This window comes from Jeotgalibaca caeni (genome assembly GCF_028863945.1).
Classification (GTDB): Bacteria; Bacillota; Bacilli; order Lactobacillales; family Aerococcaceae; genus Jeotgalibaca; species Jeotgalibaca caeni.
Genome location: NZ_JARBEA010000061.1, coordinates 1 through 13,978, shown reverse-complemented (window position 1 = coordinate 13,978; position 13,978 = coordinate 1). Strand labels below are relative to the sequence as shown.

Here is a 13,978-nt window from a genome sequence, read left to right as displayed (position 1 = left end):
TGTATTGCCATCCCTATTATACTCCTGCACGTGATTTTCCGTCATGGCATAGAACGCGGAGCGTTCATAAAGTTTTTTGTTGAACCGTTTCAACAATATCTTTTGAGGCGCGATTTTGTTCGGTGGATAACGTTCCATTCCATTGAAGCGGAGAACCGATTGGACAATCAAATGTATTCTGTTCCGGAAGCGAATAGAGAACGCTGCACGTTTTTATTTTGCCCATATTTAGACAAACCGAGCAGTAAACACAGTCTTTCCCACAAGCACAAGGTGCCGGAACAAAACGATCTGCTTCATCCGTACCGCAACGTTGGCACTGCCACTTCCCAGAAACTTTTAGCAGCCCAGCCCGTTGATCTGCCTTTTCAAGAATCGCTCCGTCTTCCTTCCATTCTTTTCGTGTAATTTCTCTCCCATATAACCCTTGCTCCACCTCACCACTCCTCTTTTTAGCTACTATAGATAAGTATGCAAAAAAGAGGAGATTCCGTTTTTATCCTCAAACCTTTTTTTGGACAAGTAAGCTTTGTTTTTGAACCTCACTTGTCCGTTTTCAATAAATATGGACAAGTGAACGAAAATGAAAGAGCTCACTTGTCCAAAAATCCAATTATCGGACAAGTAGCCCACTTTTTCTGCACCCACTTGTCCATCTGCTCCTTTAAAAGTAAAAAAGAAGCTGGAATTTGTCTCCAGCTTCTTCCTATCGTATTCTTTCTTAACCTAGACTTGGTTGGTTCCGTTCGACATCTTCTGTCCAGGTGAGTCCGAGTGCTCCCTCGCCTAGATGCGTTCCAATAACGGGACCGAAATAGCTGAGCTCGAAACGAACGTTGGAGTATTTGGACTTCAACTCTTCCATCCACTCTTGGCCTTCTTCTTCCGCATTCGCATGAATAACGGTAGCAATCAGCGGATAGTCTGCTTCTTCCAAATCTTTCTCCAGCAAAGAGGCGATACGTGCCATCGCTTTTTTCTGTGTGCGGATTTTTTCAAATACCGTAATTTTCTTATCTTCAAAATGTAAAATAGGTTTAATCTTCAGTAGAGACCCAACCAAAGCCGCTCCTCCAGAGAGGCGCCCGCCTTTTTGCAAATTCATCAGATCATTTACTAAAAAGTACGCATGCGTACGCTCTTTCAATTGATCCAAACGTTCAATGATTTGTTCAGCGTCGATTTTCTTTCGAGCAAGGCGCGCTGCCTCTAGAACCAACCGCGCTTGAGGGTAGCAACTGATTTCCGAATCATACGCATAAACGGGACAGGTTGGAAACTCATCTCTTAAGGAATGAACACTCGAGTAGGTGCCACTGATTCCAGAAGAAAGATGAATGGAAATAATGGCATCATATGTTTCAGCTAATTTTTCAAAAACCTCATACGTTTCTCCGATAACCGGTTGTGAGCTAGTTGGAAACTCAGCTGAATTTTTTATCTTTTTGTAAAAATCTGCGGCAGATAAATCTACTTCTTCACGATACGATTCGCCATCCAACTGCACCAATAAAGGCAGCATGTAAATATTTTGTTCTTGACGAATTTTCTCCGTAATATAGGCGGTACTGTCTGTCACAATTGCTATTTCCATTATAGTAATCCCTTCATGTATCTTATATCGTATCCTGTTGCAATCTCTTTCGTTCCTCGATTGCCTCTCTGGCTACTTCTTCATCGACCAAATGGTAAATGGTGGTTCCTACGCGGTAAGTCGTTTCATGTCCTCTACCGGTAATGGCAACGGTATCGCCTGGTTGGGCGTGAACAATCGCATGGAAAATCGCTTCACTGCGATCTTCAATAACGGTGTAGTTCTCCGTTTCCACACCTTTTAACAGCATATCCGTAATTTCTGATTGCGGTTCTGTCTCTGGATTTTCCATTGTAAAAATAACGTGATCCGCATTTTCAGCTGCAATCCGTCCCATTTTTGGTCGTTTTTGTTGGTCACGGTTCCCCATGACTCCCATTACGTTAACCAAGCGGCCGTTCGTGATCGGCTTCAATGCCTGCAAGGCTTTTTCCAAACCGTCTGGTGTATGGGCGAAATCCACATAGACTTGTATATCTCCCGTATCCGTCAGTGCTTGTAAACGGCCTCTTGCCCCTTGCGCTTCACTCAATAATTCAACTGCTTCTTCCAGCGGGAATCCGATTGAGAAAACTGCAGCTAAAGCAGCCAAGGCGTTTGATACATTGAACGCGCCCATTAGTTTTGTTTGAACTGGATACGAACTCCCCATGACCACTAAGGTAAAGGTAGTGCCGTCTTTTTCAAAATGAATATCTTTGGCGAAAAAGTCCGCTGTTTCATCTTCAATACTATACGAAATGACTTCCGCAGCCGTTGCTTGGCTATACGGTTGATAGGTTGCATCATCTTTGTTTAAGATGGCAATTTTTCCTTTGCCATTCTTCCAACTGTTGCCCAATTGAGAGAAAAGCAATTCTTTAGCGTGTTGATAATCTTCCATTGTTTTGTGGAAATCAAGATGTTCATGCGTCAAGTTCGTTAGAACCGCTACATCGACATCAATTCCCCATGTACGTCCTTGTACCAAAGCATGCGAAGAAAATTCCATAGAGCAGATTTCTACATCCCGGTCGACCATCATGCGTAAGCTCCGTTGCAAGGTAATATTGTCAGGCGTCGTATTCAAAACGGGAATCTGTTCTCCATCAATATCCATTCCGATTGTGCCAATCATCCCGGTCTTCTTGCCAGCTTTTTTCAAGATGTGATCGATCAAATGAGTAACGGTTGTTTTCCCGTTGGTTCCTGTTACTCCAATCATGGACAATTCTTCACTTGGATGTTGGTAGAAGGCACTTGCCAAAATGGTAATGGCTTTGCGGCTTTCTTTTACATATATAATCGGCACATTGCCTGTAGACGTTTCGATTTTTCTTTCCGCTACAATGGCGATTGCACCTTTTTCAATTGCTGTTTCTACATACTCATGGCCGTCAAAGATGACGCCGCTAATGCAAACGAATACGTCCCCTGATTCCACTTCACGAGTATCTTGCGTAATTTTATTAATTTCAGTAGAAGGTAGAGTTCCTTCGATTTTTTTTACAAGTAAATGATTAAATAAATTTTCTAGTTTCATTATGACACCCCATTAGTTAGAAGGACCGTTATGCTAAGTTACCTTCCCCATTATACAATAATCCTTTGAAGAAAGGGACACAAGTTCATATTTTTGCATCGGCTTCTGTATTGTTGACGTTCTTCTTTCGTGTTATCCTCCATATACAACCATCACCTGGTCGAAGGAGGTAAAATCATGCTTGAATCGTACCATACGATCGCCCAAAATGGGCAACATGAAATTGTCATTCGCGGCTCTCGTTTCCTATGCACATTAGAACGTGTAGAGACCGAAGAAGAAGCCAAAGAGTTTATTAATCGAATCAAAAAAGAACATTGGAAAGCGACGCATAATTGCTCTGCTTATTTGATTGGAGATCATTACGAAATCCAGCGTGCACATGATGACGGCGAGCCATCCGGTACAGCCGGCGTACCCATGCTTGAAGTGTTGAAGAAGAACGAACTGCATGATGTTGCTGCCGTTGTGACGCGCTATTTTGGTGGAACGAAGTTAGGCGCAGGCGGCTTAATCCGTGCTTATAGCAAATCGGTGTCCTCCGCCTTACGGGAAATCGGTCTCGTCGAACGCTCGATGCAAGTACCAATTGCCTGCACCGTTTCTTATCCCGCTTCCGGGAAAGTAGAAAACCAACTTCTCCAATCCACATTTGCCTTACTGGATACTGCCTATACCGATCAAGTAACCTTTACCGTAGGCGTTCGCGCTGCCGCGGTAGAATCATTTCAAGCTAGTATGGTCGACTGGACCAGTGGGAATGTAACCTTCGAAGTTCAAGAAGCACAATACGTGGAACGCCGCTTGGATGAAATAGAAGAGGATGAATGGGAAGAAGAATAAAACGGACGAAGAAAACAAATTTACTTGTTTTCTTCGTCCGTTTCGTTGTTTGATAGCTTACGAAAAATGGTGCGCAGTGGCGTTTCCTCTCGGTCCAATAAATTAAAGGACAGAATAAACAAGATGACCCCAAACAGCAACCCCATTGTTAAGATAACGACTCCCAAAACGCTCGACAGCGGATAGAGCAATGCAGTCAGAGAAAAGATGATTCCCAAAGCATAGATGACAAGAACAGTCTGTCTGTGACTGAACCCTAAATGGAGGAAGCGGTGATGGAGATGTCCCCAATCTTTTTTACTGATGGCTTTCTTATGGAGCTTTCTCCTTATGATAGCGGCGATGGTGTCCGTTAACGGCACACCCAAAATCGCAACGGGTACCAGTAAGGAAATAAAGGTGGCATGTTTCAATCCATTTAATGATAACGTTGCAATCATAAAACCGATAAACAAAGCACCCGTATCACCAAGAAAGACTTTTGCTGGATGAAAGTTGTGAGGCAAGAACCCAAGCAGAACGCCAACGAGGAGAAAAATCATCACCACTACTGCTACATTGGTCGTATCCATAAAGAAATAACTGACCAGTCCCATAGTAACTAACGAAATAATGGACGTACCGGCCGCTAACCCGTCTAACCCATCCGTTAGATTAACCGCATTGGTAATCGCTGCAATCCACAGCATCATTACTACGTATCCAAACTGATTGAATTCAACCCGTCCGAGGATCGATACCGTGAAGTGATCAAGCCGAATATCCGTGAAGAAGTAAAAGAGATTAGCAGCCAGTAAAATTCCAATCATTTTTTGCCAAGGTTTCAATTCCACAAGGTCATCTACAATGCCTGTCAGCAGAATGACCGCTGAACTGGCAAAGATAGCGCCAATATCCACCATCTGGTTCTGGACCGGAATCCCAGTGAAGTAAAGAATCCAATATACGAGGAACAGACAGATGCCACCCATCGTTGGAATAGGTTCTTTATGGATTTTTTTTCGACTCGGCCGGTCTACCCAGCCCCAGGTTCGAGCAACCTTTCGGTATAGAAATGTAGCAATAAAACTAATGAGGATCGATAGAGCAAACAAAATAGTAAACCGCATCAAGAAATTCATCTGCTGTCCTCCTTTCGTAAACATGTGCTGTCAGACCCGTTTTGATTTCCCTAAAAATCTGCTCCAAAAAGTAGACCCGATCGGCACTTCGTTCACTCATGCATCGGGTCTAATGGTTATTACGCTTCGTTTTCGCTTAGCTTAGAAGCTGCAGCTTCATCAACAATCAGAATGGTATCTGGATGATTTTGCAAGATACTTGCAGGAATATCTTCCGTGATTGGACCTTCTACTGTTTTTTGAATCGCATCTGCTTTCGATTCACCGTATGCAAGCAAGATGATTTTTTTGGCAGCCATGATTGATTTTGGTCCCATTGTATATGCATAACGCGGTACTTCTTCTACAGAGTCAAAGAAACGCGTATTCGCATCGATTGTCGATTGTGCCAAGGAAACTTTGTGAGTTTCTTCTTCAAAAGAAGTACCCGGTTCGTTGAAGCCGATATGGCCATTTACGCCGATTCCAAGAATTTGCACATCAATTGGATTTTCTTTTAGAACTTGGTTGTACTGCGCAATCACTTCTTCTGCATTCGGATTGGCGCCATCGGGCACGTAACTATTCTTGAATGGCTTCTCGTTGAATAATTGTTCCTTCATGAAGTGACGATAGCTGTTTGGATTTTCTCCTTCGAGTCCTACGTATTCGTCTAAGTTGACCGAACTTAGCTCACTGAAATCCAGTTCACTTTTCTTTATTTCATCATATAAGCTGAGCGGTGTGCTTCCTGTAGCAAGACCTAAAACGGATGCACCATTTTCCACTGCTTCCTTAATGATTTCGAACGCTTTTTTTCCACCTTCAACTTGATCTTTTACTGTTATAATTTGCACTTCTTGTTCACTCTCCTCAAAATTTATTCATATACGGAAAAAAACTTATTTTCTAAAGTTATTTTGTCGCCTGTGGTGGTATCATACATAATCCAATCATATTCTTCCAGCAATTTTTGAGCTTCTGTTGAAAGTTCTGAACGTCTATTCACAAATTGTTCTTCTTTCGTGGAATAATACATGCCTTTCTCAAAGGCGGGTACAGCTTCTTGCAGCTCCAATAAAAACGCCTCAAAGGGAGAAACTTTACTATCCATCATCTGCAATACTTCATTGAAGAAGTAAATCGGACTTGTAACCGCCATCTCCTTGCTTGCCGCTGCTTGATTACTAAAAATCAAGGTGGGCGTTAGATGAAGTGTTTCTTCCCCGTTATTTTCCAATACCTTTTCCCCAAAAACACTAGGCCAATGGTCTCCCCAGAAAACAACAACAGTCGGCTCCTCCAGCGTCTCCAGATCTTCATAAAGAGTGCGTAAGGCATCGTCACTGTGCGCCAAGTCTTGAAGATACTGATTAACCTTCTCATCCAAAAAACCAGTTTCGGAATAGGTCGGTGGTGCATCGTACTTCCCAGAATAAGGGGTGTGATTCTGCATCGTAACCAGGTGGATGAAATCAAACGCATCGGTTTCTTCCAAACGGCTGATTACTTCCTGATAGGCGGCGTGGTCAGAGATATACGGATTATTTTCAATCCGGTCCGTGTTGCTCATCGTTTCATCATAGTAAAAGGCATCAAAGCCCAAGTTTGCATAGTTATCCCGGCGCTTATACATCGATGTATCATAGGGGTGAATCGCTGCCGCATCATGCCCCTCTTCCTTCAAACGAGAAACGACAGAAGGAATATGTTCGGCCTTGGGCAAGAACTGGGTAAAGGGCGTAGAAATAGTAGGCGCAAAAGGCTCCATTGAAAAACCGGTTAACGCCTCAAATTCAATATTCGCTGTTCCTCCGCCGTACCCTTGCGAAAGCATTTTCCCGCTCCATTGCTGTTCTCCAAGCGAATGAGTAAAAGGAATTGGATTCCATTCACCCGTATATTCTTTTAGCACCAAAGGATCGGCAAAACTTTCATTCATGATGTAAATCACGTTGGCCTCAATCTTCTCACGGGCGCGTGTTTCATTCATCGCATCTGCTTTTTCTTGGTACTTTTCAATAAGCTGGACCATTCCTTCTTCACGAAACGCATTCGGTTCTTCCATAGGAGAAGAAGGAACATTGTAAAGAAATCCAGCTACGAAGCCATTGTTGTAGTAATTCATCTGTTGACTGTACGGAATCCAGTAAGCCGTCCGGTCGTATGCCTTCTTCAGCATATTCCCTTCTTCTTGAAAGGTGCTCAAATAAACCATCGCTCCACTCGTTAAAACAAGCAGTACCAAACGTACCCGTGTATCCAGTTTAACGGACTCCATCTTCCGTTCTCGCCTAAAAAGCCAAACGAGAAAAATAATGGCGCCAGCTGCTAAAATCACAAATCCAAACAGTGTACGCGGGGAGAGCATTTCTAATAGAAAATCAATTTCCCCAATCATGGTCAAGTCAGCAGGATAGAGTGGTTCCCCTCGTTGCTTCATCTTCTCATATGTACTGAATCCGACTAGAAAAATTCCCAGCAGAAACAACACATTCGTAATCTTAACGTTGCCCGTTAGTCCCCACAAAAACAAAGCCGGCACCAAGAGGACCAACATACTGAGAAGAAACTTCTCAGTATGCCAGATAAAGGTGAAGTTAAAAACGAGTGTACCATCTAACCCATTCTGAAACCACTGCAACACAAGCTGAGAGAGGAAAACGACAATCAATAAAGAAAGAACCTGACGGATGAGTGCTGCTCGGCGATGGGAACCAAGCAAGAAATCCAATTGTTTCCTCATTAGTTCATTCCCTCTCTACTCCAACGTTTTACTTTTTCCAGAAGTCATCATACACCGTAATTGGTAAATGACGTTTGTGTTGTGTCCGCAAGTACCATCCCTCAATGGTCTCTGCTTCCTGTTGTGCTACTTCTTTTCCTTCTAGGTATGCATCAATTGCCTCATAAGAAACACCTAGCGCCGCTTCATCCGGCAAGGAAGGACGATCTTCTTCCAGGTCAGCTGTCGGCACTTTTTTGTACAGATGCTCTGGACAACCTAACTCCTGTAACAACAAACGACCTTGACGCTTGTTCAAACGCCACAAGGGCAGTAAGTCTGCTGCCCCATCGCCAAACTTCGTGAAGAAGCCGGTTACGGATTCCGCACCATGATCCGTTCCAAGAACGGCTCCGTTCGTTTCACCAGCGATGGCATATTGAATAATCATACGCTGACGGGCTTTGATGTTTCCTTTGTTAAAGTCGGAGATGGAGAACCCATCTGCCTCGAGTGAAGCGACTATTGCATCGGTTGCGCCTTTAATATTGGCGGTTACCGTTTGATCTGGTTGGATGAAGGCCAACGCATCTTCCACATCCGGCGCATCCGCTTGGTTTCCATATGGAAGTTTCACTGCGATGAAACGGTAGTCTGTCCGACCCGTCTCCTCGCTCAACTCTGTCATCGCCATTTGTGCCAGTTTCCCTGCTAAAGTAGAATCCTGACCGCCGCTAATCCCTAGCACAAAAGACTTCAAGAAAGGATGAGCCTGCATATACTCCTTCAAAAAATCGATACTCTTTCTAATTTCAACCTTCGGATCAACTTGTGATTGTACTTTCAGTTCATCAATAATTTGTTGTTGTAATGGACGCATCGGTTCGTTCTCCTTTCAGATTCCTGCTTATGGTAATGGATTTTCAGTCGTTTGTTTCTTCAATCGTTTAATCGTGTTCATCTTGTGATCCCATGCCCATTGTGAAAGATCGACAGGATATTCTTCTGGATTCAAAATCCGTTTGTACTCATCCCACAAGGCAGCTTTCCGCTCTTGTGCATATTGTTTCACTTCATGGATGTTCGGCAATTCGTACACCTTTTCGCCATCCACAAATATTTCTTGCAAAATGGGACGAGCGATGAAATCTGTAACCGTCTTATTAATGTACGTATAGGTTGGATGGAACATGAAGAGGGATTCCGCTTGATCGGGCCTCTCATCATAGAGCGCTACATAATCGCCTTCTGACTTCCCATCCTCACGGCGGGTAATCCGCCATACTTGCTTCCGGCCAGGGGTAGAAACTTTTTCGGCATTACTCGAAATTTTGAGTGTATCAACCATTTCTCCACTCTCATCTTCAATACTTACCAGTTTATAAACCGCTCCAAGGGCAGGTTGGTCATAGGCTGTAATCAGTTTCGTACCAACACCCCATACGTTTACTTTCGCTCCTTGCATCTTCAAGTTGAGAATCGTCATCTCATCCAAGTCATTCGAAGCAAATATTTTCGCATTTGGGTATCCTGCTTCATCCAGCTGTTGTCTGATTCTACGAGACTGATACGCAATATCCCCACTGTCAATCCGAACCCCTAAGAAGTTGATCTTGTCTCCCATTTCATTCGCTACTCGAATCGCATTCGGCACACCAGAGCGAAGCGTATCGTAAGTATCTACCAAAAACACACAATTTTTGTGTGAGCAAGCATAGGCCTTAAAGGCATCATAATCATTCCGGTACACCTGAACCAAAGAATGGGCGTGGGTTCCAACCGTTGGGATGTCAAACAACTTCCCGGTGCGCACGTTCGATGTCGAATCGAATCCACCGACATAGGCAGCACGTGCTCCCCAAATAGACGCATCCATCTCTTGTGCTCGTCGTGAACCAAATTCCATCAACGTATCTTCTCCGGCAACCGTACGTAAACGCGCGGCCTTCGTTGCAATTAATGTCTGGAAATTCACGATATTCAAAAGAGCCGTTTCAATTAATTGGCACTCTGCCAAGCTGCCTTCAACTTGCACAATCGGCTCGTTGGCGAAAACCAGCTCCCCTTCTACTGCTGAACGAAGGGTTGCAGAAAATTTGAAATTTGCTAAGTACTGCAGGAATTCTTCTGGATAATCTTGCGTGTTGCGCAGATACTCGATATCACTTTCACTAAACTTCAACGTTTCAATATATTGAACCAAGCGTTCTAATCCGGCAAAAATAGCGTAACCGTTTTGAAATGGATTCTTGCGGAAGTATAATTCAAATACCGCTCTACGATCGACAATTCCTTCCTGCCAATACGTTTTCATCATGTTAATTTGATAAAGATCGGTATGTAAGGCTAAACTATCGTCTTGATATTTCTCTTTCACCCTAAGCACTCCTCACGTTTCAATTGCATAAACATTTTATTACCTTCCATTATAACGCACTCCAACACGATTTGTTATAAAAAAGTAGTCGCCGCATCAGTCGACAAAAAAGAAGAGTGAGAAAAGGAAAATCCTCTTCTCACTCTTTTAGTTTACTATTGAATTACTTTAATCCCTCTTGCGATAATTTCAGCCTCTGAATGGGTCGTATGTTCTGTTTCGTCCAACCCACGCGAACTTACTTTATCGAAAAGAATCTTGACGGTTTGAAGCATAATTTTCAAATCCAGAATCAAGGAATACTTCTTGATGTAGATTAAGTCAAAGTTTAACTTGCTGTTAAAGTCTGACGCATACTTCCCATATACTTGCGCATATCCGGTAATTCCGGCACGTACATTGTGACGCAAGTAATAGTGTGGATTCATTTTTTCAAATTGTTCCACAAAGAATGGGCGCTCCGGACGAGGTCCAACAATGGACATGTCGCCTTTTAATACATTAAAGAATTGCGGTAATTCATCAATCCGCAAGGCACGCAAGTATTTCCCAACCGGTGTTACACGCATGTCATTGCTGGTAGCGAGTACCGGTCCAGACTCTTGCTCGGCTGTCACACCCATACTGCGGAACTTCAGAATTTCAAACTCTTTGCCCTCTTTGGTAATCCGTGTTTGTCGGTAAAAAACCGGTCCTTCTGAGCTTCGCTTCACTAGAATCGCTGCGATGAGCATGATTGGTGACGTAACGACAATTAATAAAACGGCAAAGACGATATCAATCAACCGTTTAATAATGGCATCCTCGGTTGGAATCCGGAATGGGGCTACTTCGATGATACTCTCATCTTCAATATTCATCATGTTCGGATTTACCATCACCAGGTTCTCGAAGCTTGTGTTCAAGAAAAACTTCTTATCACGTTGCATCAATAAGTCATAGATGCGCAGCTTCTCTGCTTCTTCAATCTGACTGGCCAAGTAGACGATGTCAATCTCATCCAGATTGTCTTTCACATTTTCGTAGTAATCGGAAAGGACGACATGGGTAACTACGTGTCGAATACTCTTGGTATTCGTAAAGTTATCTACCGCTGCAAATACTTCCTTTTCCATCCCCACAATAAGGACCCGTTTACTGCCGCTTAGTCGTTGGTACGTCTTAAACACAAGAACGCGCCACAGAAAGAGAATTACACAGCCCACGAAAAAGTTAATTAAAATAACCGATCGTGGAAAAGCCAACCATCTTCCAGCAAACGTCAGAGCCATGATGTATAAAGAAACCACGACTTGACCAATAATGGTAATGAACAAGAAGTCACTGATGGATTTGTTGTATAAAATGTAGGTCCCAAATAAAATACTTACGATGATGAATCCAATGGATACATATAAGATGCTGCCTTGAAATGCTTCTAGGTTGCGGTACGGGATATCCGTTCCGTAGCGCAAGCGAAAGGACAGCAGTAATGAACCGATGAACAAGAGCAAGTCGATAATCATGATGAAAATCTTGGGCGCTTTTGTCCATTCTTCCTGTTGATTCACATTTTTCCCTCCTCTGAATCATGCTGAACTTTCTCTATTTTAGCATGAAATCATTCGAAGGAACAGATGCAGGATTATTCTTGAACGACAAGGATACTCGTACCGCCTAAACTTTTCTTCGGCAATGTCACGTCGATGAGCCCTGTCTCTGAAACGGTATAGGTTGTTCCATTATACAAGTCACGGACGGTAGCCCCTTTTGGGAATGGCACTTCTAGAGAAACCTGCGCTTCCTCATCGAGAATAGTTAAGCCAACGATAATGGTTTGGCCTTCATGATTTCGGCTGAAGAATAGATAGCCATCTTGATTGGATCCGGTTAGGGTTTCCCGGTCTCCTTTAGCAAACAGCGCTGCATAGGTTTTACGAATATTCAGGAGCTTTTGATAATGTTCATGCATTGCTTTCCCAGAAGTATGGATTGCTTCCCAATCAAAATCATACCGGTTCTCATTATATTCGCCTTGATCCATATTTTTCGCAGCCGGACCGCTTAAGCCAATCTCCTCTCCGTAATAAACAACCGGGATTCCTTTTGCTGTTATTTGCAAAGCCGCCGCCACCATCTGCTTACCTTGGTCTCCTCCCGCTTGCCGATATAGGAAGCCGTCCTCGTCATGGCTGGAGAGAAATTGAGCCATGGTTGCATCGCTGCTCAGTTGTTCGTTCCGTTCGATCAGCGCTTCTTGAACTCCCATCACATCCCAATTCACAAATTGTCCGGCCAAATTCTTGAAATCAAAATCTAAGACAGCGTCCATTTCGCCGTCATAGAGATAACCGCCCGGATTATCGATGGACGCACCATAATTTTCGCCCAATAGTTTGAAGTCGGGCTGAATTTCTACCAATTTATTCTTGAAAGCTTTCCAAGTCGTATCTTCCACATGCTTAATCGTATCAACGCGGAAAAAGTCGATGGTATCCCCACGAGGTGTCCGCGTCTTTTCGATCCAGTCGGTCTGCCACGCAATCAGTTGATTCCGAACAGCCTCGTCTTCCGTGATAAAGTCCGGCAACCCAGCCAACTCCCCCATCACTTGGTGGTTCGGAACTGGGTCAGTCCGCAGCATCGCTTCAAATGGTTGCTGCTCTTCTGGTGTAGGGAAATGTTCGACCCCTGGATTTGTCTCTCCAGGTTTCATTCCATAGCCGCTATGATTCAAAACCACATCGACCATAATTTTCATTCCATAATCATGTGCCCTTTCCAATAAGGCTTGGAATGTTTCGATGTCGCCCAAATGCTCATCAATTTTGGTGAAATCTTTGGCCCAGTAACCATGGTAGCCAAACTGCGAATCTCCCTGCTGTTCTCGCAGATTCCATTCAATATTATCCACAATAGGGGTAATCCATAGCGTGTTAACCCCCAATTCGGTTAAGTAAGGAATTTTTTTAATTAGCCCTTCAAAATCTCCACCATGATACGTTTCAAGATGATCGGTATTTTCTACTAAATAATCATTGGTTTGATCCCCATTGTAAAAGCGATCAGTCAGGGCAAAATAAATAATTGCTTCATCCCAGTCGAACGTCACTTCATCGTCTTCTGTGATTTCAATGTTTTTAGTAATTTCCGTAACTTCCCCATCCTTGTAGGTCACTTCTATCTGGACCGATTGTTCACCAATTGGCACATCATCTTCCACAGCTAAGGTAATCTGATTCAAATTCGGATCCATTACGAGCGGTTCACTTGTTGAAAGAGCATCTGCTCTAATTTGAACCGATTCAATTTGTTCGTCAAAGTAAAGTGATTCATCAATCGTCAGCAGAATATTCTCTTGGTGTGTTGGATTTTCAGGTTGAAGGGTAACGAGCGCTAGATCCCATTCCTCTTGCATCACACTTTCTTCTTGTAGCGGTTCATTGTCTTTACTGCACGCCATCAAGCTTACACCGACAAGCAAACTAGCTACTATTTTTGTAATTTTCTCCACAACAATCCTCCTTTTTGAAAACGATACCATTATGATAAACAGTAACATGTCGGTCCAATGATTTCAATCGATTCGGAATTGTTAACGTTAACATTTTTTTGGACAAGTCGGGAAGGTTTTTTGAGCTCACTTGTCCATTTTTTCTAATTTTGGACAAGTGAAGGCTCTTGCGACGGCTCACTTGTCCACTTTCGCCAAATATGGACAAGTGAGTTATTTTTCACCCCCTCACTTGTCCATATCTACAAAAAACTTTATGAACGCTCCGCGTTCTATGCCATGACGGAAAATCACGTGCAGGAGTATAATAGGGATGGCAATACA

11 protein-coding genes are annotated in these 13,978 nt (G+C 43.3%); 1 reads left to right on the top strand and 10 read right to left on the bottom strand.

The genetic code is table 11. From position 1 onward, the window contains the following. Nucleotides 1-64: 64 nt before the first annotated feature. From PVE40_RS10910 to PVE40_RS10900, 3 genes are all read right to left on the bottom strand, one after another. The gene (locus PVE40_RS10910) at nt 65-436 is read right to left on the bottom strand and encodes a hypothetical protein (protein WP_274731967.1); all 372 of its coding nucleotides are present in this window, start codon (nt 434-436) and stop codon (nt 65-67) included. A 285-nt stretch (nt 437-721) separates the two neighbouring features. After that, nucleotides 722-1,594, bottom strand: a complete 873-nt coding sequence (locus PVE40_RS10905; protein WP_274731966.1) for a DegV family protein — start codon at nt 1,592-1,594, stop codon at nt 722-724. A 22-nt stretch (nt 1,595-1,616) separates the two neighbouring features. Then, a complete protein-coding gene (locus PVE40_RS10900; protein ID WP_274731965.1) occupies nt 1,617-3,116 on the bottom strand; it encodes a UDP-N-acetylmuramoyl-L-alanyl-D-glutamate--2,6-diaminopimelate ligase in 1,500 nt (499 codons plus the stop codon). 177 nt (nt 3,117-3,293) lie between these two features. On the opposite strand from PVE40_RS10900, the gene PVE40_RS10895 reads away from it, so the two are divergent. Then, a complete protein-coding gene (locus PVE40_RS10895) occupies nt 3,294-3,959 on the top strand; it encodes a YigZ family protein (protein ID WP_274731964.1) in 666 nt (221 codons plus the stop codon). Between the two features lie 20 nt (nt 3,960-3,979). Here PVE40_RS10895 and PVE40_RS10890 read toward each other — a convergent pair whose 3' ends face one another. From PVE40_RS10890 to PVE40_RS10860, 7 genes are all read right to left on the bottom strand, one after another. Beyond that, a complete protein-coding gene (locus PVE40_RS10890; protein ID WP_274731963.1) occupies nt 3,980-5,080 on the bottom strand; it encodes a glycosyltransferase family 4 protein in 1,101 nt (366 codons plus the stop codon). A gap of 119 nt (nt 5,081-5,199) precedes the next feature. Then, on the bottom strand, nt 5,200-5,916 hold the full coding sequence (locus tag PVE40_RS10885) for a glucosamine-6-phosphate deaminase (protein WP_274731962.1): 717 nt from the start codon (nt 5,914-5,916) through the stop codon (nt 5,200-5,202). A 23-nt stretch (nt 5,917-5,939) separates the two neighbouring features. Further along, nucleotides 5,940-7,805 (bottom strand): LTA synthase family protein, encoded by a 1,866-nt coding sequence (locus tag PVE40_RS10880; RefSeq protein ID WP_274731961.1) that lies wholly within the window; start codon nt 7,803-7,805, stop codon nt 5,940-5,942. A 28-nt stretch (nt 7,806-7,833) separates the two neighbouring features. After that, on the bottom strand, nt 7,834-8,664 hold the full coding sequence (gene nadE, locus PVE40_RS10875) for an ammonia-dependent NAD(+) synthetase (protein ID WP_274731960.1): 831 nt from the start codon (nt 8,662-8,664) through the stop codon (nt 7,834-7,836). A 27-nt stretch (nt 8,665-8,691) separates the two neighbouring features. Further along, complete coding sequence (locus PVE40_RS10870; protein WP_274731959.1) at nt 8,692-10,161, bottom strand: nicotinate phosphoribosyltransferase; 1,470 nt, start codon at nt 10,159-10,161, stop codon at nt 8,692-8,694. Nucleotides 10,162-10,316: 155 nt separating this feature from the next. Further along, nucleotides 10,317-11,711, bottom strand: a complete 1,395-nt coding sequence (locus PVE40_RS10865) for a sugar transferase (protein ID WP_274731958.1) — start codon at nt 11,709-11,711, stop codon at nt 10,317-10,319. A gap of 74 nt (nt 11,712-11,785) precedes the next feature. Beyond that, nucleotides 11,786-13,654, bottom strand: a complete 1,869-nt coding sequence (locus PVE40_RS10860; RefSeq protein ID WP_274731956.1) for an alpha-amylase family glycosyl hydrolase — start codon at nt 13,652-13,654, stop codon at nt 11,786-11,788. Nucleotides 13,655-13,978: the final 324 nt, after the last annotated feature.

Coding starts and splice junctions, on each gene's coding strand:
- PVE40_RS10905 (WP_274731966.1), bottom strand. CDS start 1,594: ATGGAAATAGCAATTGTGACAGACAGTACCGCCTATATTACGGAGAAA.
- PVE40_RS10900 (WP_274731965.1), bottom strand. CDS start 3,116: ATGAAACTAGAAAATTTATTTAATCATTTACTTGTAAAAAAAATCGAA.
- PVE40_RS10895 (WP_274731964.1), top strand. CDS start 3,294: ATGCTTGAATCGTACCATACGATCGCCCAAAATGGGCAACATGAAATT.
- PVE40_RS10890 (WP_274731963.1), bottom strand. CDS start 5,080: ATGAATTTCTTGATGCGGTTTACTATTTTGTTTGCTCTATCGATCCTC.
- PVE40_RS10880 (WP_274731961.1), bottom strand. CDS start 7,805: ATGAGGAAACAATTGGATTTCTTGCTTGGTTCCCATCGCCGAGCAGCA.
- nadE (WP_274731960.1), bottom strand. CDS start 8,664: ATGCGTCCATTACAACAACAAATTATTGATGAACTGAAAGTACAATCA.